This window comes from Spirochaeta cellobiosiphila DSM 17781 (assembly GCF_000426705.1).
Lineage (GTDB): Bacteria > Spirochaetota > Spirochaetia > DSM-17781 > DSM-17781 > Spirochaeta_E > Spirochaeta_E cellobiosiphila.
The window spans coordinates 411,177-433,631 of sequence record NZ_KE384554.1 but is presented as its reverse complement, the minus strand read 5'-3'; the positions used below and the strand labels follow the sequence as shown (position 1 = coordinate 433,631).

Sequence of the window (22,455 nt, the reverse complement as noted above, 5' to 3'; positions counted from 1 at the left end):
CCAAGGTTTTGCTAAATCGTTATATTATAAAAAATTAATTGATGTTTTTCTTGTGTATCGATTACACTGATCAAATAAAAAAGTTATCAATAGCAAGTAAGAAAAACATCTATGTGAGGGAAATGATGAAACTTAAAGGTAAGATCCTTCTGCCTACAATAGGCATTGTGGTTACTGGTGTGTTAGCAGCTCTCGTTTTAATGATTAGTCTAATGACACAGGAAATTTATTCTAATCAGAAATTTGAATTGGAACAGCTTGCTGAAGTTAGTAGTGAACAGATCAATAACTGGTTGGTTCAGAGTCTGAATGCGGTTAAACTTATCGCCCATTCCTATGAGGTCAAGGAAGTGCTCCAAGCTCCCGATGATAGCAATGCCGTAATGGCTGTCAATGAAAGTCTGGATGATATAAGCCAGTTGTATAAGGAATATGACACGATTTCTATAGCTGATAGTACGGGGCATATCGTGAATGGGACTAGTAATCTCAATGTGTCTGATCGGGAATATTTTTCTAAAGCCATGGCTGGATATGCTGTCATATCCGATCCTTTACACAGCTTAAGTGATAATAATAGTATCATTAGCGTCTTGGCTTACCCTGTATTGATTGGAGAAAACAAAGTTCCTCTTGGTGTTGTGATTGTCAGTATATCCTTAACCACTTTATCAGATGAAATGGTTACAGATATCGACGTGGGCGAGCATGGTTATGCTTATCTGACGAACTCCGGCGGCCTTGTTGTGGCTCATCCTGATTCCTCCCAGATCAATCAGCTAGATATTATAGACTATGAATACGGACGGAAAATATTATCAGAACAAACAGGTTTTGAAGATTATCATCTAGAAGGTCAGCACCTACTTAGTAGTTATCATATAGTGCCTTCTTCCGATTGGATACTTGTAATCACTGCAGATTACAATGAAGTATTCAGGACTCTTCATTATTTACAATTATATATTATATCCATATTTGCAGCCATTCTCCTGGTTATGACCTTTGTCTTGTATTGGAGTGTGGAATCAATCATTAAGCGCTTAGCTGGGACCGTTAGCAGCTTAATGAAACTATCCGAAGGAGCAGGGGATTTAACTCAACGTATAGAAATCAAAGGATCAGATGAGATTGATCAAGTTGGACTTTATGTGAACAAAACAATGGAAAGTATGCAGTCGATTGTTAATTCCATAAAGGAAGAATGCCGTAATCTTATCGAGGTTAATCATGACTTAGCTTCTCATATGACAGAAACAGCAGCGGCTACACAGCAGATAAGTGTAAACATAACTAATATAGAACATAGGATTATTAACCAGGCCGCAGGTGTGGAGGAAATGGCTGCAACTATTGGTTCCATTACAGGAGGCATAGATAATTTAGATGAACAGATCGAAAATCAAATGTCTGATATTACTGAGTCTTCCAGTGCTATTGAAGAAATGACTGCTAATATTAATTCCGTGAATAGTACTCTGGAGATGAATGCCGCCAGTATGAAGGAGCTTCTTAGTGCCAGTTTGTCTGGGATGGAAGCTATAGAAAACTCAAGCTATATAGCTCAACAAATGCTTATTGATTCAGAAGGATTAGGTGAGGCCTCTGAAGTGATACAGAGCATTGCCGCACAAACCAACTTATTGGCTATGAATGCGGCTATTGAAGCAGCACATGCCGGCAATGCAGGTAATGGCTTTGCTGTTGTTGCTGAAGAGATTCGTAAATTAGCAGAAGACTCTAGTCTACAGGGCGGTCGTATTTCCCAGGTTCTCCTTTCCCTTCAGGAAAGTATCAAGAGTATAGGTGATGCTCTTAATGTAACGACAAGCCGTTTTGAAGTCGTCAATAAATTAAGTGAGCATGTGGCGAATCAGGAAAAATTGATTAATCAATCCATGGAAGAACAGGTCGTAGGAAGCGGACAGGTGTTAGAGTCTCTTATGCAGATCAAACAAAAAGGCTCTGTTGTTACCTCTTCCTCCAAAGCCATGGCAACGGGAGCAGAAGAAGTTCTAACTGAGATGAATCAGCTCAATAATGTAACCGAAGAGATCAAAGTAGGAACGAGTGAGATGGCTGCCGGTGCCTTACAGATTAATGAAGCCGTCCAGTTTGTCCAAACACTTGGAGAAAGTTCCCGTAATAGTTTAGATACTCTAGTCGCCAAGATAGACGGCTTTAAGACTGCCTAAATCGGGGAGAAGGAAAAGCTCATCTAATAAAGGAGCTTTTCCTTTCCTGTTTTACTCAAAGAGTTCATAGAATATGCTGGTGAGCTCTTCGTTAGTTTCTTCTTTGCCTGTTGTTATCCACCTTCTAATCATACTGGCCATGGTATTAACATAAACAGAGTTCGCATATTTCTTTGCCCTGTCAGATATGGTGCATATATCCTCTAGATAGGAGTTAATATGGAGTTTGTCTATATGGAATTCAAAGGAATAGAGAACATCTAATAGATCCTGTTTATAGAGAAGTTCTAGAAACTCCAGGTTTTCACTCCAAAACTCAAAATAGATGGCTATCCAATCGATCTCCTGAGATTCCCAAGCCAGATTTAAGTTCTCTATTTTGGCCTTGAACAAATCAAACATGTGATAAGAGAGAACATCCTCTTTTTTTTGAAAATGGGAGTAAAATGTATTCCTCACTAATCCCGCCTGCTTTGTTATCTGGGATATGGATATATTTTGAAACGATTCCTTTAACATAAGTGATAATAATGTGTCCCTTATTAACCTTATAGATCTTAGGGAATTTCTGTTGCTAGGTTCTTGCTTTAGCATTTATACCTCTTTGTTCAAATTCATACACTTAGACTCATTTGTATTAATACTTTTCTCTACATTGACCTGAAGTACTGGGGCGATTATATTCCTTTTGAAACATATGAACAACTGCTCAAAAATGCGCAGTTGACAAATAGAGATAAAATAACAAGAGAGGTTGTTAGATGAAGAGTACCATCGTGTTTGCTCACCCCTGGCATGGAAGCTTTAATAAGGGGATATTAGATCAAGTTGAGTCCCAATTACAAAAGAAAAAAAAGGACTATCAGCTTATTGATCTACATAAAGATAATTTTAATCCTGTACTGGCTGAAAGAGATCTAGCTTTGTTCTCAAAAGGCAAGTCAAAGGATGAATTAGTAAACAAATATCAAACCATGATAAAAGATTCTGATGAGTTGATTTTTATTTTCCCAATCTGGTGGTTTGAAATGCCGGCTATTGTAAAGGGATTTATAGATAAGGTTATGTTAAAAGACTACGCCTATATAGAAACTTCTGTGGGATTAAAAGGGTTATTGACCAATATTCGGAAAACAACGGTCATTACTACTTCTGAGTTTCCTACATGGTATTTAAAACTATTGGCTGGTAATGCGATCCAAAAGACTTTTATAGGCAGTACACTTAAGAGCCTTGGTTTGAAAAAGGTTAAATGGTTAAATAACCCTATGACCAGTAGTGGTTCAAAAGCCAGCAGAGAGAAATTTCTTCAACGAGTATCGAAACATTTATCTTAAAAAAGGACGAGAGGATATAAGCACTGTTTGTGAATGATAATAATCCTCCTGTTTAACCATGATAGGTTTTCCGGGGGGATAGTTTTAATATATAAATATAGTACGATTGAAGCCTAACATTATTGTTAAATTGCGTATATAACTGTATACTTTGTTATCTATTAATAAAATTAAAGTTAGGTAATAAAAGAATGAGTGATTGTCCAAAAACGAATATTCATGACTGGTTCCTTGAGGCTTCTTTAGAAATATCATTAAAACAGCTCTTGCTCTTATTCAGTATAGGAATAATTTTGATTGTTCTAGGGCTCTCTCTTCCTATTGGAGAACTATTCCAAATAGGATACTGGAGAGCTAATATTGTTAGATCCATTATCATTTTGATGGGTATTCTATTAGATGCTGTTGTTATCTATAAAAAATATATGGGCAATTACAAAGTCCTTATTGATAACAAAATCATACTTCTACAAGGTTTATTTAAAGGACAGACCCTACCTTGGGCTGACGTAACAGATGTAGTTCAATATCAGATTAATGATCAGCATTATCTGGGATTTGCCACCCAAAAGATGATGAATGAAGCAGGGGAGTCTGGTTTTCTCTCTTCTGTTAATGCCATAACCAGTGGTTATTCAGAATTATCTATTCCTCTTGACCATCTTAAGGGGATGGATAAACAGGATTTCGTCGATAGGGTTCAAACCTTCTTTAATAACTATCAATGCCATATCCATCAAAAAGACTTGTCTGTCCCTACTTTATCACCGGAGTATTCAAACTGGTTTAAAGGATTGGGATATTCCTTTTTAGGATCTCTTGTCTTCGGAGCCCTCTATGGTCTTATCCTCTTTTTGATTAATGTTAATGTTGTTTTCATTCCTTTTCTTGGTGTATACGTATGTCATTACTATCTATTCCGATCGATTAAAGAGAAAGATTATGGCGTTCTATCCCGAATGTGGATTGCCCTTATGGGGATCAATCAAATCATTTTAGCCAGGATGATAGGTTTATGGGGGAATCTGGCTTTGACATTGAATGTTCATAATATGGCCCATATATTTGTAGAATATTTCCTTTCCTATTTACCAAAATATGGAATGTCAGAACTGATATGGGGTGTTCTTTTACTAGCGACTGGAGTCTTTGGTTTCCTTACAGGTCCTTCTCTTTTAGATAGGAATAGAAAATAGAGTTTTTTGTTCTTCCTACTATCTCCTCTTCTCACAAATTTGCTAGTGTATTATAGTTAGAAAAGGAGGGGTGTATGCGATTGTATTCTCGTGGACAAGTTGTATTATTTTCGATCAGTAGTTTTTGCCTGGCTTTGCTTCTTGCGTTAGGATTCGGTGTTATTAAATTTCCAAAAGATAACAGTGAACCCCTCGATAATATAGATCCTATAGCTACTGTTAAGAATACAACAGAGATGCTTCCTGAAGATCCTCCTTTACTCCAGCCTACCAATAATGGTCTACAACAGTACTCCTCTGATGAGCGGGAGAATATTCAAGTGTATAATAGTCTGAATGCCGCTGTTGTTAATATTAATACAGAAGTTATTACTTATAATTGGTTTCTAGATCCTGTTCCTCAATCAGGGGGATCCGGGTCGGGTATTATTTTCGATAAAGAAGGCTATATCCTTACCAATCAACATGTTGTGGATAAGGCCTATAAAGTCTATGTCTCTATGGCTGATGGTCATCAATTTGATGGGAAAGTTATTGGTACTGATGCTGAAAATGATCTCGCTGTTATTAAGATCCAGGCAGAAGATGTTGACCTGGTAACTATCCCCTTAGGATCCTCTGAGCAATTGAAAGTGGGACAAAAGGTATTAGCCATAGGTAATCCCTTTGGTTATGAACGAACCCTGACTACGGGAATCGTCTCTGGTTTAGGACGACCACTCAAGAATGAGAAGGGCTTGGTCATGAGAGATATGATTCAGACTGATGCTTCCATTAATCCCGGTAATTCTGGTGGGCCTTTATTGAACTCCCTTGGTCAAATGATTGGTATCAACACAATGATCTATTCTCCTTCTGGTGGTTCCGTAGGTATTGGCTTTGCCGTACCTGTTAATACTGCTAGAAGAGTTATTCCTGATCTTATTAAGTTTGGTAAAGTTAACAGAGGCTGGATTGATATTATACCCGTACAATTGTTTTCCTCCTTAGTGCAATATGCTAAGCTTCCTACTTCAAAGGGAATTCTGGTTAGTCGGGTTACTCCCGGTGGTAATGCAGACAAGGTAGGGATCAAAGGAGGGGACAGAACACAAGCTGTTCGCTCTGGACAAACAGTTATTTATCTGGGGGGAGATATTATCACCCATATTGATGGAGATGAAGTTAAGAATCTTTATGACCTTTATGCGGCATTGGAAGATAATAAACCTGGTGAAACAATAAAAGTTGTTGTACTAAGAAACAAAAAATCATTAACTTTCAACGTGGTGCTATCAGAGCGTCCCGAACAATTTCAATGGGAGTAATTAATGCCTAAATTCGAAGTCGTCAGTGAATATTCTCCTTCTGGCGATCAAGGTCCTGCTATTGAGGAACTCACTAAAGGTGTCCTTGAAGGTAAACAGTATCAGACTTTAAGAGGCGTGACTGGATCAGGTAAGACTTTTACTATGGCTAATGTGATCGCCAGAGCGCAAAGACCAACTTTGGTCATTAGTCATAATAAGACATTAGCCGCCCAATTATACAGGGAGTTAAAAGAATTCTTCCCCCATAACGCGGTGAACTATTTTGTAAGTTATTATGATTACTATCAACCGGAAGCTTATGTTCCCAGTAAAGATCTCTATATAGAAAAAGATTCGTCCATCAATGACGAGATAGACCGAATGCGATTGGCTGCTACAGCTAACCTAATGACGAGAGAAGATGTAATCATCGTCTCCACCGTCAGTTGTATCTATGGTCTAGGTAACCCCAAGAGCTATTTTGATATGCGAATCACCCTTCACGTAGGGGATGAATTAGATTTAGATGATTTCAAACGTCATCTTGTAAGCCTACAGTACGAGCGTAATAACACCATCTTGGATAGAGCCGCTTTTAGAGTCCGGGGAGATATTATTGAGGTCTATCCTGCCTATGCAGAGGATGCTTTCCGTATTGATTTGGAGTTTGACGAGGTTGTCAACATCAAGCGCTTCGATCCTCTAACTATGGAAACATTGGAAAACCTTGATTCCTGTATTATTTATCCCGCCAAACACTTTGTTATGCCTGAAGACCAAATCCACAGCAGTTTGGAGATCATACGCCAGGAATTGAAAGATCAAGTGGATTACTTTACAGAGAAGAATATGATTGTCGAGGCTCAGCGTATCAAGAGCCGTACAGAATATGACCTGGAAATGATGGAAGAGATGGGATACTGTAGCGGTATCGAGAATTACTCCCGACATCTGGCCGGACGCCGGAAGGGAGAACGCCCTTCTGTTTTATTAGATTATTTTCCTGATAACTTCCTTACCATAATTGATGAAAGTCATGTAACTCTGGGACAGATCCGGGCAATGTATGAAGGGGATAAGAGCCGTAAAAGCAATCTTGTTAATTTCGGTTTCCGTTTACCTAGTGCCTTGGATAATAGGCCCTTATTCTATAAAGAATTTGAAGACCTTACTCAACAAACCATCTATGTTACAGCAACTCCTGGTAAAGAGGAGATGGATAAGGTAAATGGCCATGTTGTCGAACAGCTTATACGACCTACAGGGCTTCTTGATCCTGAAGTGGATGTTCGACCTACTGAAGGTCAGATTGAAGACCTTTATGGAGAGATCCAAAAACGAATTAAGTTGAATGAACGGGTACTCGTTACTACCCTTACAAAGAAAATGTCAGAAGACTTGAGTGATTATTTTCTCGGGATGGGAATGAAAGTCCGTTATCTCCATTCGGAGATCGAGACCATAGAGCGTGTTGAGATCCTAAAAGACCTTAGAGCGGGTATCTATGATTGTATAATAGGAATCAACTTATTACGGGAAGGCCTGGATTTACCTGAGGTATCCCTGGTCGCTATCCTTGATGCTGATAAGATTGGCTTCCTTCGTTCAACGACAGCTCTTATTCAAACAATTGGCCGGGCGGCCCGAAATCAGAATGGTCATGTTATTATGTATGCCGACCGTATGAGTCCGGCTATGGATGAGGCCATCTCTGAAACCAAAAGACGCCGTCAGGTTCAAATCGAGTATAATGAGAAACATGGCATTACTCCTACAACCATAAAGAAAGCTCTTCATGATATTCTCGAACGGGAAATAGAAGAGGATACTAAGGACACAGAAACTTCTATCGATGATATTAAAGATGGATATAATATTCTGGTTCCCAAGCAGCGTGCTGCCCTTGTGAAAGCCCTTGAGAAAGAAATGCTTGAACATGCTAAGAATCTGGAATTCGAAAAGGCTGCCAAAATACGAGATGAAATTAAAAAACTACAAGGAGCTGATAATTGAGGCTTTTCCTATCCTTATTTATTTTATTTGTATTGTTATCTTGTGATAAACCAGAACCAATCGGACAGATTGATTTACCAAGTAATCCCATACTAACAAAAGATTATGAATATGGGGTGATCAAATCAGCTTACCTAAGGGTCTTTGCAGAGCCCACACGGGATTCGGAAGTAGAGACCAGGTTACGACCGGGGTATGTTGTGAAGATTGTATCAACAACAGCCTGGCAGGAACGCTTAGATAATATTAATGCCCCTTGGCATAAAGTAGAATATAAAGATGTAAATGGCTGGGTCTTCGGGGCCTATGTGGATAAGTACGATTCTATCTTTCAGGCAGAAGCGGCCTCAGAGGCGACTCGATAGATGGAGTGGATAACTTACGTTCTTCCTCCTTTGTTAGGTGCTATCATTGGCTATGTTACTAATGCTTTAGCAATCAAAATGTTATTCAGACCTTTTACCAAGAAGAAAATATTTGGTATTCCCCTTCCTTTTACACCTGGTATCATCCCCAGACAAAGGGAAAGCCTGGCCCGTAATATTGGTAAGATGGTATCTGAAAAGCTATTAACAGAAGAAGTTTTATCCAAACACCTGGAGGGAGGAGGCTTTGAAGCTACGGTTCATGAACAGGTCAGTCAATTTACCACCCAGATCCTATCTACAGATTTAGGCCAATATCTACAGGGTAACGGTGATTGGTTTAAGGATTTCTTAACCCAAGCAGACACTCGTAAGTGGATAAGTGAAAGGATTAATATCCTCATTCAAAACTGGGAAGATGATAAAATAATTGATCTTCTCAAAGGTTTTGACCCTCATCAGGATTCACAGACTCTTACAAATACTCTTATCCATTCTAATATCTGGTATCAGATTACTGAGGTCATTAGGGATCGTGTCCTCCTCTGGATCAAAGAGGATTATCCCCTCGATAGAATCATTGGGGATGATAAATTCCATAAGGTTCAGTCCCTACTGGGCTTCCTTTGGGAACCTTTAGGTCATCTGGTTTTATATTTATTGAGTCAAGATAAAACCAGGCAGGACTTAGCCCTTCGGGGCCGTTTCTTCATCCAGGATGTTCTACAGAAATTAAACACTATGCAGAAGTTCTTCGTATCTGCAGCACAGTATGATAAGACCCTTCATGAAAGGATGCCCGATATCATTGAGGATTTCATCTCTCAAGCAGAGATGTTATTCAAGGATGGTGAACAAAAGTCTCTCTTCTTACAGAACATGAACAAATATTGGGAAGAATATAAAGGTAAGACCATAGCCCAGATTATTGGTAAAGACAAAGAGGACCTGGTTTCTATGGTTATGAATGCCCATGAAAGGATTCTTAATGCCATTACTTCAGAAGGTCCTCAGAATCAGTTATATAATATGGTTCACAGTGTTGTTAATAAATTAACAAGCACAGACATTAAAAGTCTGATTCATTTATTCTATGGCAAGGACTACCAAGTCTTGTCAGAACATCTTTCTCGTCGAATCACTACCATTTTAGCTGATAACCAAAATAAGGGTGGTTTCCATCTTGAATTAAAATCCTGGCTACCAAATACAGGATCTTTAAAAGAAACTGTGGATAATCAATTAACGAAGGGGGCTTTGTCTTTAGTACGTCAGAAAGCTCCCCAAGCCTTGGCCAGTCTTAATTTGCAAGCTCTTGTTGAAGATCGTATTAATACTTTGGATATAGAACAGGTAGAAGAACTTCTTCTAATTGTTATTAAAAAGCACCTCAGATATATCAATCTTTTCGGTGCTTTATTAGGGGGCGTCATTGGAGGATCCCAGGTTTTATTAAAACTACTGGGATACTAATTCTATTTACTTTCTGTTAGAGCAAAGCCCTTAATAAATTGTTCATGGAGTACAAGGAAGACCAGTAGGGGAGGAATCATGGTGATGATGACTCCTGCCATGACCACATTCCACTGTATTCCTTCCCCCACACCAATCAGTAGGTTAAGTCCTACTTGAACCATCTGCTGTTCTTCTCTGCGGATGATGACTCTCGGCCATAAGTATTGATTCCAGACATAGACAAATTGAATCACACTCAAAGCACCAATGGTATTCCAACTCATAGGAATGAGGACGTGCCAAAGGTATCGTAAGGGGCCGGCGCCGTCCATTCGGGCCGCGTCTCCTAAGGCTTTTGGAATAGAGAGAAAGTGTTGCCTAAAGAGAAAGGTTCCTGTTGCAGAGGCTAAGAAAGGAACAATAATAGCCAGATAACTATTATTCCAACCCAAGCCATATTCCAGAGGATGGACGAGATAATTCAGAGGATTAATGAGGTAAGTCATTAGTTCTGTCAATGAACCGGGTGGCTGCAGACTAATAAGATCAAACAGACCTACGATTAAGATTTCTGTAGGCATTAATAACGTGATGAGGATGAAGACAAATAGGGCATTTTGCAAGGGGAAGGAAAAATAGACCAAGACCAAAGCAGCTCCTAGGGACAAGATAGTTTTCCCTATAGTCACTATAAGGGCAATGATAAAGGTATTGCCCATAAACTGGGACATATTTGCCGAATCCCATACCCTTATTATGTTACGGAATAATTCCTTACCGGGCATAAGGCTAGGGCCTAATACATAAGCCTCCGATTGGGAAGCCTTAATAAGAGCATAGAGGATGGGGAATACTATAAAGAAACAGGCAACACTAAGAATGATATGAATAAAAAAGTGATTCAACTTATTATGCTTCATCATTCACCTCCATAATAAACTTTTGCAGAACCTAATCTGAACTGGAGAAAAGTCAGTCCTGCAATGATGATCAGAAGTATGACTCCCTGACTGGCGGCAAATCCAATATTACTGGATCCTCCGAATCCATCCTGGAATATCTTATAGATTAAGTTCGTCGTCACTCCTGTGTTATCAAAAACACCCGATCCAATAGGGCCTCCTTTTGTCAGGATGTCGACTAATCCAAATATCTCAAAGAAACTGTAGGATAGATTTGTAAAGATGAGGAAAAAAGTGATTGGTCCTACCAGGGGAAATCGAATGAAAACATTACGTCTAAGCCATCCTGCACCATCTATTTCTGCCGCTTCCATTAATTCCTTAGGAACATTACGAAAGGCGGCCAGATAAAAGACAATATTATAACCGAGGTTTTTCCAGATACTAGCTCCTACGACTAGGAAAAAAGTAAGGATTGGCGTATCAAGCCACCTGGGTTTGATGTGGAACACTGGTTCGAGTATTTGATTAACAATCCCAACTTCAGGATTAAAAATAAAGGACATAATGGTTCCTGCCACAGCTGGTGACAGGGCAAAGGGCCAAATGAGAAGTATCCTATAGAGCCTGGCCCCTTTTATGGGTTGATGAGCAAGAAGGGCTAAGATATAGGACAGGGCTATCCCGGGAAATATAATAAATACAGATAACAGGATAGTCTGGAATAGGGCTTGAAAATAAGCGGGCGATAGAGGTGGTCGCCAAAGGTTCAGATAATTATCCCAACCTATGAATTTACGAGTACCCAGTAGTAAGTTCGCTCTGTGAAAACTCAATGAGATACCCTGAAATACAGGTATGTACAGGAACACTATCAATATGATGATAGTAGGGACTAGACCAATGATAATGGTCTTTTTGCTCTTAAATAGGGGGTTCTTTTTCATAGTTGTTTCATCATTGAATAAAAGCCTGTTCCCTTTGTCCTAAGGAACAGGCTTAGGAGATTATTAAAGAGAATCGTTATATTCTTTAAGTTTTGTATCCGCCAAAACTTTTGCTTCCTTAAGTGATTCCTCAACACTTTTACCGGAGATAACCTTTTGTAAGGCTTCTTCCACTATGGTTCTAGTATCCATGAAGGAGCCCATTAAAGCACCGGCAGTGTAACTGTTAGGAATGGTTTCAAGTAATTGCTTAAAAGCTATCGTTCTTAAAGGTTCGGTTTCAAACCAGCCTTCTTCTTTTAGTTTGTTAACAGAGCTTGTGCGCACAGGATAGTAACCTGTTAATTTATGCCAGCTGATCATATTATCGGTGTTTGTCATAAAGAGAACGAAGTCACGGGAGGCCTCCAATTCTTCATCAGAATGTCCTTTAGTGATCCAGACACTAGCTCCTCCAATAACGGTCCCATTTCTTTTGGTTCCAGAAGGGATGGGATATAAACCAGTACCCATTTCAAACTTACCAGATACGTTAGTCTCTACATTCCCTACATCTGCTGTTGATGTGATAAAAAACATCGCCTTACCTTCTTCAAAGATAGCTTCTGAACCATTCCAGTCTTCTAGTTTACCAGTGTAGGAATAGAGCCCTTTGTCATTCGTATCTTTGAACCAGTTAAAGATTTTCTTAACAGCTTTGCTTTCGAGAAGAACTTCCGTTGCTCTGCCTTTTCGGCCATTATCATTATTAACTAAGGGAGCTCCTTGTTCTGCCAGCCATTCTTCTACATACCAGCTATGAAGGGCGAATGTGATTTTTGCATTTTTGATTCCTGCAGCTTGAGCTTTTTCACAAGCCGCTGTTAGTTCTTCCAATGTTGTAGGAGGATTGGATGGATCTAACCCGGCTTGTTTCATCATATCTTTGTTGTAATAAAGGATGGGGCTAGAACTATTGAAAGGAATGGAATTAACAGTTCCGTCAAGGGTATAGTAATTTAAAACAGGGGCAATGTAATCGGAAGTATCAAATTGTCCGATGTTACCTACCGGTTCAAATATCCCTGAATCTTTAGCTAGCTGACTACCGACTTCAAATAGCTGGACGATATGGGGAGCATCTCCCTGTCGTGCGGCTAATACGGCGGCTTGAAGTGTCTCTCGATAACTTCCCTTTCGAGCGGGAACTACTTTGTAATCCTTGTGTTGTGCATTCCATTCATCCGCACGTTCTTGAATCCAATCGGATCGTGGGGCATCACTGAAGGCATGCCAAAACTCTATTTCTACAGGTCCATCAGATGATTTCGAGACTGTTTGGGGTGTTTGTTTTTTTTGACACCCCATCAATGTTAGGGCTGTGATAAGTATTAAAGAAGCTGTTTTTAATACACTAGCAAGGCTTTTCATAAAAGCTCTCCTTTCAGTTTAAATGATGTGACATTGTTGAACGGCCTTGTTAATTGTGAATTATCTGATTGTTAGATTTGCGTATTGTTTCTAACAGAAAATGTAGGATACGATGGGTATAAGTGTGTTATTGAAATCATTTTAAGGAAAAAAATATGAAAAGAAATACCGTACTAATTGTGTTGTTCCTATCAATGCTTGCTTCGGTGTATGCACAGGAGAAACTAGCTGTATTAGATAATTTATTCAGTGATTACAAGATTGATGAGGGTATTAAACAAGCTAATCAAGATCTTAGTTCCGCTTCCCGTTCTAAAGAAAAAGCTGAGATCCTTTGGAGAATCGCCCGCTTCTATAATCAAGCAGGATTCCTAGAAGAGCAGGGGAGCGGTGATGAAGATAAAGCCCTTTCCTTATATGAATCAGGTCTAGAAGCTGCTGATAAAGCCATCGCCGCTGATCCTGGTAATGGATTAGGTTACTTCTGGAGAGCTGGTAATGTGGGAAGGATAGCTACCATCAATGGTATTATGGATTCCTTATCAAAGGCCAAGCCTATGCGTGATGATCTTCTTAAGGTGGTTGAATTGGATCCGGACTTCGTCGATTCTTATTTTGTCCTCGGGCAAATGTATGAACAAGTACCAGGAGGATTAATGTTTGGTGATAAAGTGTGGGCAGTAAGTTATGGTTACTATACTTTGGCCTTATATAAGGAACAAATACAGAAACAAGATGTAGGATTCTTCCGCTATGACTATAACATCCAATTAGCTCGTCATCTCTATGCTAGAGGCTGGAGTCTTAAGAAACGATTAAAAGAATGGGAGGACATTAAGTCTGATTATAACAAAGCCTCTAGTCCTAATGAAAAGGCTCGGGCTTATGAAGCTCAGGTTAAGCCTACTATGGATGACAAAGAGGAAGCTTTGACCATTATATCAGATGTTTTTAATAAACTAGAGGGACAACAATCCTCCTTAAATATCGATCAGCAAGCCTATGCTAAAGAGGCAAGGATGTTGCTGAAAGAATGGTCTTAGGGACTGCTATCATGGCTGTCACAAGGATAGTTTGTGACAGCTTATTTTTACTTTTCAAATCATAATCTATTGACTTCTCCTGTAAGCATTATTCAATTAGAAAGGGCATCTAAAAGTTTTAGAAGGGCCTTCTAAAAAAGTTAGCTGGTCTTTCTAAAGTTGTTAGAAGGCCCTTCTAATATTGAAAGGTAAGTATGAAAGAAGTAAAGAGGCTATGATGAATGACCAAGTTGTCTATTATGAAACAGGATCGAGGATATAGGGAAAGGGGGGCAATGGGAGGAGAACTATGAAGCTGTGCCCCTACCTGGACATTGTTGTTAATTAGAAATATTCATGATCTATAAAGTGTTTCCTGGTTGAACTCTTCAGTTATATACTTTCATAATTGCAAATTTTATTTAGCAGATTCAAATATCTTGAATTCAATGAGGACTATAACGGGTTAATTAGAGAAGTTACAAAGGAAATGGATAGGATTGAGAGTTCCTATAAAAGCTTGGAGCCTAAGTAGTTCTTGTGTATACAGAAGAGTTTGAATTATACCTTGGAATAAAAGATATAAAAAAGGGGAAGCTATATGAAAATTGAGTTTCGAAAACCGAGTGATTTTAAAAGAGGGATATTGTTCAATCTCCTTGAAAAGGCCTATTCATTTGATATTAGATACAAGGAACATTTTCTGTCTAATTGGCAAGAATGTGATGACTTCTTTTATGACAACCTAACAATAGCTGATAGCTGTTGTATTATCACTTGTTTAGAAGATAAGGCTATAGGTTTTGTTTGTTGGGATCCAAGAAATATTCCAGAGTATGTGGAGTTAGGTCATAACTGTATTATTTCAGAATACAAAGGCTTAAAATATGGAAAGCAACAACTTCAAAATGCTATTTCAAGAATCTTTGAAAATACTGTGAAGAAGATTAGGGTCACAACAAATAGGGATCTAATAGCTGCTCAAAAGAATTACGAAAGTGTCGGATTTAATAAGATTCGTGTAAGGGAAAATAATACTGATACGAGTTTCAGTGGATCATATATTGACTATGAAATTATTTGTTCATGAATGATAAAGAAACTATTAGGTTGTTACGATTCTTCTTATATCTCAAAAACATGACATGTTATACTCAGGTCTAAATTAAATTCAAATCGGTTTCTGGCTATTCCTGGCTGGGAAAATATAAGGAGGCAGAAAATATATGAATAGTACTACTAATAATTACATAAGAATAGTTAAACGGTGGAAAGACGAATAGTATAATAAATATTATAAGTCTTTCCTTTAATCAAGAGAACTCTAAAACATCGCAAAATTATAGGAGCGACTTATGATGAAATTATCTCTAATGAGAGATGTATTTTCTACTGTAAATTCAGATTGGGATTGTGAATTGGCAGCAGAGTTGGCAAAGTATTGGAAACATGAAGAAAACTGGATTAAAATGTGGCGTGCTAGCGCTAATTTTGTATGCTATATTAAAAAGGAAGAACAACACTTTGTTCTCAGATTCAATAGTGATTCAGAACGTTCATTAGAAAGCATTGAATCAGAGATTGCGTTGTTACAGTATTTAAAATCTAAAAAGATCCATATCTCAAGACCTATTCTTTCCATCAATGATAAATATGTTGAAAGCATGAAAACTCAATATGGTACTTTTCATACCTGTGTATTTGAGCGTCTATGCGGAGAGCATAAAGATATTGATAGTATGGATAGTAATGACTTTCTTATTTGGGGGGAATCCCTCGGAAAGCTTCACAACGCATTCAAAGAAATGCCTAAAGAGATTGCAGTCCATAGAAGTTCGCATATGGATATAATTGAAGAATATTTAAATGAATCTCAATCAATGGATTATGCAGAATTAAAGGAATATGAATATCTTAGTAATTGGCTAAAGACTTTAAGAAAGAACAAGGAAAATTATGGTCTTATCCATTACGATTTCGAGTTAGATAATGTGATCTGGAACGAAAAAGGACTATATACGATCGACTTTGATGATTCCCTTTATTCATGGTATGTCGCAGATATTGCTTATGCATTAAGAGATTTATTTGATGATGGAAAAAAGCTCCAGGAAAAGGATGAAAGATTTCTATCGTTTATTAAAGGCTATAGAAACGTAAATAATATCTCTAGGGAAGAACTCCTACAGATGCCCAATTTCTATAGATTGCATCATTTTATATCTTATAAAAAGCTACAAAGATCTATTGACCTAGCTGTCTGTGAGGATAATTCTGATTGGATGAATGATCTTATTAGAAAATTAACTGATAGGAAGAATTCATATTTTATAGGATTTTAAAAAGGAAATATAATTGTAAGCCTGAAGGAAGTATAAACAGGTACTTCTTTCAGGTACACCTAGAATGTTATATTCTATTAGCTTGTCCGATTTATTTCTAAAAATAATGAAAGTCAATGAAGATTCAATATCAGTTGCAAAAGGGGGAAACCAACATATTATAAATGGGAAAGCCCATTATTGAGTAGTATGTTTGTACTAAGCTGAATCACGAAATTGGACCATCCATCGGAGGAAAAATGAAAAAAAGAATTTATTTTACATTAGCAATCATCGGATTAGTCGTTCCCTATTTCTTTCTTGTTTCCTTTTTTATTAAAAATGGATTTAATTTGGAATTATTAATATCTCAAATCTTTCAGACTAACGGAAGTCGTTTCTTTGCTGTTGATGTAATCATATCGGCCATTGTTCTAGTCATATTCATAGGGAATGAAAATAAAAAAAGAAAGATTAAATTTTCCTGGATATCTATTTTGGGAACATTTACTGTAGGTGTCTCCTTTGGCTTACCAGTATTTTTATTTCTTAAGGAACTATCAAAACCTGAGGAATTGGAATAAGCATATCATCTCTGAAGGAAAGACCAAATAAGATATCAACCGATGCTAAGTACCCTAAAAACTTCTAATACGGTTAACTTGATGTTATCTACTTCTTTGGGAAAGTCAATTTGTTCAAAGTGAACATTATCTTCAACCAATACCTTCTTTATTATTCTGGCATTGTCCATGTACAACTCAGGATGATCGAAATCAAAAAAGCCATTTAACAGTACTAGGTTATCTAAAGGTAGATAAAAGTCTACTGAGATTCGTTATTTTTGTGGGTTTTGTAAAGGTTTCATAGCTATACTCACTATTTACTTCCTTATTATCAGTGTCCCATATTTCTTCCAAAATATCCTTACGGCCGAACTCTGTAGATTTCTTTGTGAATAGAATGTCATCGGTTACATAGCCACCACCAAAAATAAAATGTACAGTATTATCGCCAATGTCATAACTGAGATATCCTGTGGAATCAAAGTACAGGTCTTCTTGATCCAATACTAATCAAAGATTTAGATTGTTGTAAAATATCTTGTCTTTACTGATTATTACACCATATCTGGAACCATTTTCTATTACCCTGTTAGAGAAGGATTCATACTCATCCAGTTCAGGAACGTCATTAATCTTAGGTTTTTCATATTGATTCTCATAATATATGAAAGCAATAGGGTAGGGGCGGAGAATTGGCTAGAGGTCCGGGCATGAGAATAAGAAATCTAATCTACAAGGAAGAATCAACATATTTTCCATTAATAAAAAAAGCTGATGTTTAAACATCAGCCCTATTCTTAACCATCTCCAAAAAATATTGATGGATTCTCTTATCATCAGTTAGTTCTGGATGAAAACTACCAGCTAATACATTGCCTTCTCGTACGAGAACAGGAACGTCTTCAAAACTAGCTAGTACTTCCACTTCTTTTCCAATATTAGTTATTCGAGGTGCTCTAATAAAGACACCTCTCACAGGAGTATCTGTAAAAGAAGAAGGGATCTCTGCTTCGAAACTTTCGATCTGTCTTCCATAGGCATTTCGTTCTACACTGATGTCAAGCGCATCAAGTTTGAATTGACTATAACCTTTGATATCTTTCGCTAATAAGATCATACCTGCACAGGTTCCATACACGGGAAACCCATTAGCTAACTTATCCTTTAAAGGAGTAAGCATCTCAAAACGATCTAGTAGTTTACCAATGGTAGTGCTTTCTCCTCCGGGTAGTATCAAACCGTCTACTTGTTCTAATTCCTCCCTTGAGCGGACATATCTAGTATCCGCTCCCAGGGCAATCATGGATTCAGCATGTTTGGCATATCCCCCTTGGAGTGATAATACTCCAATGATCATATTACCAACCTCTTTCGGCCATTCTTTCTTTGTCACTTAAATCATCACAATTAATACCAGTCATAGGTCCACCAAGATCTTCAGAGATCTCAGCAAGTTTTTTGGGATCATTGTAATAGGTAACAGCTTCAACAATTGCCTTTGCTCTTCGAGCTGGGTTATCTGATTTGAATATACCAGAACCAACGAAAACGGCTTCTGCACCTAATTGCATCATTAACGCTGCATCAGCAGGAGTGGCAATACCACCAGCTGAGAAGTTAGGAACAGGTAGCTTCCCTGTCTCTGCTACTTCACAGACAAGGTCATAAGGAGCCTGAAGATCCTTGGCTGCTGACATCAATTGTTGCTTAGGTAAAGTCGTTAATCTCTTGATTTCATCTACCATAGTTCGCATATGTCTTACGGCTTCAATAACATCACCAGTACCAGGTTCCCCCTTGGTTCTGATCATGGCAGCTCCTTCACCAATACGTCGAAGGGCTTCTCCCAGGTTCTTAGCACCACAGACAAAGGGGACTTTGAAATCATCTTTATATACGTGGAATTGATCATCTGCGGGAGTTAAAACTTCACTTTCATCCACAAAATCGACACCTAAAGCTTCCAATATCTGTGCTTCAGCAAAGTGACCAATTCGGCACTTAGCCATGACAGGAATAGATACTGCTTCCTGGATTTCCTTAATTAATTTAGGATCGGACATTCTGGCAACACCGCCATCGGCTCTGATGTCTGCTGGAACACGTTCTAATGCCATTACTGCACAAGCTCCTGCTTCCTCTGCAATCTTTGCATGTTCGGGAGTTACAACATCCATGATAACTCCACCTTTTAGCATTTCTGCTAATCCGACCTTATTTCTCCATGTCGCTTTTTGGCGATCAGTAAATTGTTTTTCACTCATACTTAAGACTCCTGTTCGGTCACAATACATTAGTCGGATTGATTAAGTCAAGATTCGACTCTTATCACTCTTCCCTGGGGGGTGACCATATGTTAAAATTAAGAAATGGAACAGGTTAAAGTCAACTTGAATATTGTCCGCAATGGACTAAAAGAAGCATGTCATAAAGCAGGACGATCTTCTGATGAAGTCCGCCTTATGGCTGTGAGTAAGAATCATCCCTTAGAAGCGGCTATGGCTGCTTATGAAGAAGGTCAAAGACTCTTTGGTGAGAATAGAGTCCAGGAAGCATTGGATAAATTTACTAATCCACCCGGGGACTTAGAACTACATATGATTGGTCATTTACAATCTAAAAAAGCCTCTAAAGTTCCTGGTTTGTTTTCAGCCATTCAAAGCCTGGATAAGATAAAAACAGCTACTCTCCTCGATAAGAAGGCAACTGACCTAGGACTGCAATTGAATGTCCTTATTGAAATGAATACTTCAGGTGAAGCCAGTAAGAACGGACTGGAAGGTGAAGATAATCTGTGGAAATTAGTGGAGCACGTTAATGGTCTGTCCTCCCTTCATTTAAAAGGCTTAATGACCCTGGCTCCTTTTGTAGGGGAAGAAGTTCCGATTAGAAGAAGCTTTGCTGCCCTATATGATATGTATCAAAAGGGAATAGCTAAAGGATATGATTGGGACACTCTGTCTATGGGAATGTCCGGAGATTACCAATGGGCTATACAGGAAGGCTCGACCTTAGTGAGAGTGGGAACGGCAATCTTTGGTCATAGGGTATATGCTTGAAACGCCTTATAACGCTGGTCATAACAGGTCTGTTATTACTCAATCCCCTTATGGCTGCTGATGAGGATACTGTTACCTGGGATCGGGATGATTTTCCCAGGTGGGCTTTAGATATGCGTCGTTTTGAATCTATTTTCTTAGGGGCCATACCTTTTGCCTTATTATTCATTAATCTGGGATACAATAGCTATGCTGATGCCTATGGGGCCCCCTATGTTCCCTGGGTAGCGAACCAGAGCTTGTCATCCTCGGAGAAAGAAGCTTACTCAAAAATTTATATAGGGGTTTCAGTTGCTGCTGTAATCGCTATAGCTGATATGATCGTCTTTAAAATAAAAAAACACAGGTCCAGATAATTATGTTAATAGAAGAACATCAGGTAGAATGGGATGATCACTATCCCATCAGAGTCGATAAATATATGAGTGATATCTTAGGATATCTCACAAGAAGCCAACTTAAGAATCGGACAAGGGAAGTCTATATTAATGGGAAGTTAGCCAAGCTTTCAAAAACAGTTAAAGATGAAGACTTTATACGTTTGTGTTTAACCGACCCTCCATCCCTGGATATCAAGGCAGAACCCATTCCTTTAGATATACTCTATGAAGACAAGGATTGCCTTGTATTAAATAAGGTTCAGGGAATGGTTGTTCATCCCGCTCAGGGGAATTATACAGGGACTCTTGTTCACGGATTGCTTTATCATTTGAAGAATCATGAGGACAACTTTGAAGAGGCCAATCTGAGACCCGGGATTGTTCATCGTTTGGATAAGGATACCTCTGGGGTAATTATAACGGCCAAATCACAGGACTCACTAGAATATTTTGCAGAACAATTCCGCAATAGGGAAACCCACAAACAGTACCTAGCTATTATTAAAGGTCTTTTGCCTCAAAAGGAAGGACAGGTCGAAGGGTATATTAAGCGGGACGAAGTAAACCGTAAGATATTTGAAATGCACGACGCGAAGGGAAAGCATTCTTTAACTAAATGGAAGGTCTTAGAAGAATGGTCGGATTATTCCCTTGTAGAGTTATCACCCGTTACAGGACGTACTCATCAGTTACGAGTACATATGAAGGAATTAGGTTGTCCTATATTAGGGGATCCTCTTTATGCCCGGAAGGATAAAATATACAAGGACGCCAGTCTTTGTTTACATGCTTTTCATCTTGAGATACGCCTACCCATAGATGGCCAGGTTCATAGCTTTGAGGCTTCCCTGCCTCTACACATGCTTAATTTGATAGATCAATTAAGAACTATGGGAGGCTAGATTCCATTTTGTCTCTCCCTCTACTGTTGTTGGAGGTCCAAATCCGGGAAAAAGTTGAGTCTTAGGCTCCATTTTAAATAATCCCTGAGTAAGGGCTAGTTTTAGGTTAGAGTTCTTAAAAAGATTCTCTGTGTGCCCAAAATTCCCGGCACTTAAGACATCTCCTGTAAAGACCCAGTCATTGAGATGATACATAACAGAGTCAGAATAATGTTCTGGGATAAACTGGCATTGCACATTAAAGTTGTTAAAAGGAAGTACTTCCTGGTCCTTAACTGGATAATAACTCCCTTCATAAACAGCATTACGATGGGCATAGACCTGAGCATCATAGACTCTTAGTAATGTCCTTAATCCATGAGTATGGGCAGGACTGAATCTGGTTATAAGGACACCTTTAATATAAAAGTTATTATCTTCTATCATCATGAGAAGGTTAGTATCCAGTTGACCAGGATCAATGAGGATAGCTTCTCCACCCTTATCAGGACCTATAAGATAGGAGTTTGATAACATTTCTGGACTGAAGTAGGGGAATATTTTCATTGGGAGGACTCACTATCAAAAAAGGCTTCCTCAAAGTTAGAGTATTTGAAGGTTACTTCATGTCTTCTACATCCCTGAAAATCTACTCGCTTTAAGTTACAGTCAACAAACTTTATGTTCCGAAGTTGGGAAGATCGAAAGCGACTCAGGTACAGATCTGAATCTGAGAAATCAAGATTGTTACCTTCTATCCCATTAAAATTAGAATGAAGAATATCTGATTCTACAAGAGAACAGTTCTGTAGGACACTTCCCGAAAAATCAGAATACTGAATGAAAGCTCCATCGAATTGGCAATCTGCAAATTCAGAGAAGGGGGACATAAACAGAGTTAATTTGGCACGTTCAAAGTTGCAGTTATAAAATTTACAATGGGATAACTTGACCATATGCCATATTTTATCTGTAAAATCTTTATCCCTGAATACTTTATCACTCACTGATAAATAATTGATGATGGGTTTATTAAAGTCATCCATGTTTGTAAAGCTAATCTATACTTGTAAAAGTCGCAAGTAGGAATTGAATTAGACTGCCTTTCTATATAATA

General features: G+C 38.4%; 24 protein-coding genes. 14 read left to right on the top strand and 10 right to left on the bottom strand.

The annotated features are described in order from the left end of the window. Positions 1-125: 125 nt before the first annotated feature. Positions 126-2,195, top strand: a complete 2,070-nt coding sequence (locus K345_RS0108805; protein ID WP_028973847.1) for a methyl-accepting chemotaxis protein — start codon at positions 126-128, stop codon at positions 2,193-2,195. 51 nt (positions 2,196-2,246) lie between these two features. Here the strand turns inward: K345_RS0108805 and K345_RS0108800 are convergent, their stop codons facing one another. Continuing rightward, entirely contained in the window at positions 2,247-2,789 is a 543-nt protein-coding gene (locus K345_RS0108800) for a TetR/AcrR family transcriptional regulator (protein ID WP_028973846.1), read from the bottom strand. A 167-nt stretch (positions 2,790-2,956) separates the two neighbouring features. Here K345_RS0108800 and K345_RS0108795 point away from each other — a divergent pair, with 167 nt between their 5' ends. The 6 genes from K345_RS0108795 (at position 2,957) to K345_RS22330 (ending at position 9,868) form a co-directional block, all read left to right on the top strand. Beyond that, a complete protein-coding gene (locus tag K345_RS0108795; protein WP_028973845.1) occupies positions 2,957-3,532 on the top strand; it encodes an NAD(P)H-dependent oxidoreductase in 576 nt (191 codons plus the stop codon). A 191-nt stretch (positions 3,533-3,723) separates the two neighbouring features. Beyond that, on the top strand, positions 3,724-4,728 hold the full coding sequence (locus tag K345_RS0108790; protein WP_028973844.1) for a hypothetical protein: 1,005 nt from the start codon (positions 3,724-3,726) through the stop codon (positions 4,726-4,728). Between the two features lie 74 nt (positions 4,729-4,802). Continuing rightward, complete coding sequence (locus tag K345_RS0108785) at positions 4,803-6,035, top strand: S1C family serine protease (RefSeq protein ID WP_028973843.1); 1,233 nt, start codon at positions 4,803-4,805, stop codon at positions 6,033-6,035. Between the two features lie 3 nt (positions 6,036-6,038). Further along, a complete protein-coding gene (gene uvrB, locus K345_RS0108780; protein ID WP_028973842.1) occupies positions 6,039-8,030 on the top strand; it encodes an excinuclease ABC subunit UvrB in 1,992 nt (663 codons plus the stop codon). Next, the gene (locus K345_RS0108775; RefSeq protein WP_028973841.1) at positions 8,027-8,395 is read left to right on the top strand and encodes an SH3 domain-containing protein; all 369 of its coding nucleotides are present in this window, start codon (positions 8,027-8,029) and stop codon (positions 8,393-8,395) included. Before uvrB ends, K345_RS0108775 begins: the two co-directional genes overlap by 4 nt. Continuing rightward, positions 8,396-9,868: a DUF445 family protein gene (locus tag K345_RS22330; protein WP_053228168.1), complete on the top strand. Its 1,473-nt coding sequence runs from the start codon at positions 8,396-8,398 to the stop codon at positions 9,866-9,868. A gap of 2 nt (positions 9,869-9,870) precedes the next feature. On the opposite strand, the gene K345_RS0108765 is transcribed toward K345_RS22330, so the two are convergent. From K345_RS0108765 to K345_RS0108755, 3 genes are all read right to left on the bottom strand, one after another. Next, positions 9,871-10,770 carry a carbohydrate ABC transporter permease gene (locus K345_RS0108765; RefSeq protein ID WP_028973840.1) on the bottom strand — a complete coding sequence of 300 codons (900 nt, stop codon included), beginning with the start codon at positions 10,768-10,770 and terminating at the stop codon, positions 9,871-9,873. Further along, on the bottom strand, positions 10,770-11,699 hold the full coding sequence (locus tag K345_RS20390) for a carbohydrate ABC transporter permease (RefSeq protein ID WP_037571655.1): 930 nt from the start codon (positions 11,697-11,699) through the stop codon (positions 10,770-10,772). The genes K345_RS0108765 and K345_RS20390 overlap by 1 nt, the downstream gene beginning before the upstream one ends. 63 nt (positions 11,700-11,762) lie before the next feature. Further along, positions 11,763-13,109, bottom strand: a complete 1,347-nt coding sequence (locus K345_RS0108755) for an ABC transporter substrate-binding protein (RefSeq protein ID WP_028973839.1) — start codon at positions 13,107-13,109, stop codon at positions 11,763-11,765. A 155-nt stretch (positions 13,110-13,264) separates the two neighbouring features. Here K345_RS0108755 and K345_RS22325 point away from each other — a divergent pair, with 155 nt between their 5' ends. From K345_RS22325 to K345_RS0108730, 4 genes are all read left to right on the top strand, one after another. Then, positions 13,265-14,152: a hypothetical protein gene (locus K345_RS22325; RefSeq protein WP_028973838.1), complete on the top strand. Its 888-nt coding sequence runs from the start codon at positions 13,265-13,267 to the stop codon at positions 14,150-14,152. Positions 14,153-14,732: 580 nt separating this feature from the next. After that, entirely contained in the window at positions 14,733-15,221 is a 489-nt protein-coding gene (locus K345_RS0108745) for a GNAT family N-acetyltransferase (protein WP_028973837.1), read from the top strand. A 265-nt stretch (positions 15,222-15,486) separates the two neighbouring features. Beyond that, on the top strand, positions 15,487-16,473 hold the full coding sequence (locus K345_RS0108740) for a phosphotransferase enzyme family protein (RefSeq protein WP_028973836.1): 987 nt from the start codon (positions 15,487-15,489) through the stop codon (positions 16,471-16,473). Positions 16,474-16,712: 239 nt separating this feature from the next. Continuing rightward, a complete protein-coding gene (locus K345_RS0108730; protein WP_028973835.1) occupies positions 16,713-17,036 on the top strand; it encodes a DUF2834 domain-containing protein in 324 nt (107 codons plus the stop codon). Between the two features lie 35 nt (positions 17,037-17,071). Here the strand turns inward: K345_RS0108730 and K345_RS23650 are convergent, their stop codons facing one another. The 4 genes from K345_RS23650 to pdxS all read right to left on the bottom strand — a co-directional run bounded on the left by K345_RS23650 (position 17,072) and on the right by pdxS (position 19,282). Then, positions 17,072-17,206, bottom strand: a complete 135-nt coding sequence (locus K345_RS23650; protein ID WP_281169311.1) for a hypothetical protein — start codon at positions 17,204-17,206, stop codon at positions 17,072-17,074. 49 nt (positions 17,207-17,255) lie between these two features. Continuing rightward, positions 17,256-17,522, bottom strand: coding sequence for a hypothetical protein (locus K345_RS0108720; protein ID WP_028973834.1), 267 nt, complete (start codon positions 17,520-17,522; stop codon positions 17,256-17,258). Positions 17,523-17,796: 274 nt separating this feature from the next. Next, positions 17,797-18,411 carry a pyridoxal 5'-phosphate synthase glutaminase subunit PdxT gene (gene pdxT / locus K345_RS0108710; RefSeq protein WP_245584612.1) on the bottom strand — a complete coding sequence of 205 codons (615 nt, stop codon included), beginning with the start codon at positions 18,409-18,411 and terminating at the stop codon, positions 17,797-17,799. Beyond that, complete coding sequence (gene pdxS, locus K345_RS0108705; protein ID WP_028973832.1) at positions 18,377-19,282, bottom strand: pyridoxal 5'-phosphate synthase lyase subunit PdxS; 906 nt, start codon at positions 19,280-19,282, stop codon at positions 18,377-18,379. Before pdxS ends, pdxT begins: the two co-directional genes overlap by 35 nt. Positions 19,283-19,387: 105 nt before the next feature. On the opposite strand from pdxS, the gene K345_RS0108700 reads away from it, so the two are divergent. The 3 genes from K345_RS0108700 to K345_RS20380 are packed head-to-tail and all read left to right on the top strand — an operon-like array spanning position 19,388 to position 21,359. Then, positions 19,388-20,077, top strand: a complete 690-nt coding sequence (locus K345_RS0108700) for a YggS family pyridoxal phosphate-dependent enzyme (RefSeq protein WP_028973831.1) — start codon at positions 19,388-19,390, stop codon at positions 20,075-20,077. After that, positions 20,074-20,433: a hypothetical protein gene (locus K345_RS0108695; protein WP_028973830.1), complete on the top strand. Its 360-nt coding sequence runs from the start codon at positions 20,074-20,076 to the stop codon at positions 20,431-20,433. Before K345_RS0108700 ends, K345_RS0108695 begins: the two co-directional genes overlap by 4 nt. A gap of 2 nt (positions 20,434-20,435) precedes the next feature. Continuing rightward, positions 20,436-21,359 carry an RluA family pseudouridine synthase gene (locus tag K345_RS20380; RefSeq protein WP_053228167.1) on the top strand — a complete coding sequence of 308 codons (924 nt, stop codon included), beginning with the start codon at positions 20,436-20,438 and terminating at the stop codon, positions 21,357-21,359. Here the strand turns inward: K345_RS20380 and K345_RS0108685 are convergent. After that, positions 21,339-21,905: an MBL fold metallo-hydrolase gene (locus K345_RS0108685; RefSeq protein ID WP_028973829.1), complete on the bottom strand. Its 567-nt coding sequence runs from the start codon at positions 21,903-21,905 to the stop codon at positions 21,339-21,341. The genes K345_RS20380 and K345_RS0108685 overlap by 21 nt on opposite strands. Further along, a complete protein-coding gene (locus tag K345_RS20375; RefSeq protein WP_053228166.1) occupies positions 21,902-22,384 on the bottom strand; it encodes a pentapeptide repeat-containing protein in 483 nt (160 codons plus the stop codon). Before K345_RS20375 ends, K345_RS0108685 begins: the two co-directional genes overlap by 4 nt. Positions 22,385-22,455 lie beyond the last annotated feature (71 nt).

Bases quoted from the DNA above. Each gene is read 5' to 3' on its own strand.
- K345_RS0108805 (WP_028973847.1), top strand. From the start codon at position 126: ATGAAACTTAAAGGTAAGATCCTTCTGCCTACAATAGGCATTGTGGTT.
- K345_RS0108800 (WP_028973846.1), bottom strand. From the start codon at position 2,789: ATGCTAAAGCAAGAACCTAGCAACAGAAATTCCCTAAGATCTATAAGG.
- K345_RS0108795 (WP_028973845.1), top strand. From the start codon at position 2,957: ATGAAGAGTACCATCGTGTTTGCTCACCCCTGGCATGGAAGCTTTAAT.
- K345_RS0108790 (WP_028973844.1), top strand. From the start codon at position 3,724: ATGAGTGATTGTCCAAAAACGAATATTCATGACTGGTTCCTTGAGGCT.
- K345_RS0108785 (WP_028973843.1), top strand. From the start codon at position 4,803: ATGCGATTGTATTCTCGTGGACAAGTTGTATTATTTTCGATCAGTAGT.
- uvrB (WP_028973842.1), top strand. From the start codon at position 6,039: ATGCCTAAATTCGAAGTCGTCAGTGAATATTCTCCTTCTGGCGATCAA.
- K345_RS22330 (WP_053228168.1), top strand. From the start codon at position 8,396: ATGGAGTGGATAACTTACGTTCTTCCTCCTTTGTTAGGTGCTATCATT.
- K345_RS0108765 (WP_028973840.1), bottom strand. From the start codon at position 10,770: ATGAAGCATAATAAGTTGAATCACTTTTTTATTCATATCATTCTTAGT.
- K345_RS20390 (WP_037571655.1), bottom strand. From the start codon at position 11,699: ATGAAAAAGAACCCCCTATTTAAGAGCAAAAAGACCATTATCATTGGT.
- K345_RS0108755 (WP_028973839.1), bottom strand. From the start codon at position 13,109: ATGAAAAGCCTTGCTAGTGTATTAAAAACAGCTTCTTTAATACTTATC.
- K345_RS22325 (WP_028973838.1), top strand. From the start codon at position 13,265: ATGAAAAGAAATACCGTACTAATTGTGTTGTTCCTATCAATGCTTGCT.
- K345_RS0108745 (WP_028973837.1), top strand. From the start codon at position 14,733: ATGAAAATTGAGTTTCGAAAACCGAGTGATTTTAAAAGAGGGATATTG.
- K345_RS0108740 (WP_028973836.1), top strand. From the start codon at position 15,487: ATGATGAAATTATCTCTAATGAGAGATGTATTTTCTACTGTAAATTCA.
- K345_RS0108730 (WP_028973835.1), top strand. From the start codon at position 16,713: ATGAAAAAAAGAATTTATTTTACATTAGCAATCATCGGATTAGTCGTT.
- K345_RS23650 (WP_281169311.1), bottom strand. From the start codon at position 17,206: ATGGACAATGCCAGAATAATAAAGAAGGTATTGGTTGAAGATAATGTT.
- pdxS (WP_028973832.1), bottom strand. From the start codon at position 19,282: ATGAGTGAAAAACAATTTACTGATCGCCAAAAAGCGACATGGAGAAAT.
- K345_RS0108700 (WP_028973831.1), top strand. From the start codon at position 19,388: ATGGAACAGGTTAAAGTCAACTTGAATATTGTCCGCAATGGACTAAAA.
- K345_RS20380 (WP_053228167.1), top strand. From the start codon at position 20,436: ATGTTAATAGAAGAACATCAGGTAGAATGGGATGATCACTATCCCATC.
- K345_RS0108685 (WP_028973829.1), bottom strand. From the start codon at position 21,905: ATGAAAATATTCCCCTACTTCAGTCCAGAAATGTTATCAAACTCCTAT.
- K345_RS20375 (WP_053228166.1), bottom strand. From the start codon at position 22,384: ATGGATGACTTTAATAAACCCATCATCAATTATTTATCAGTGAGTGAT.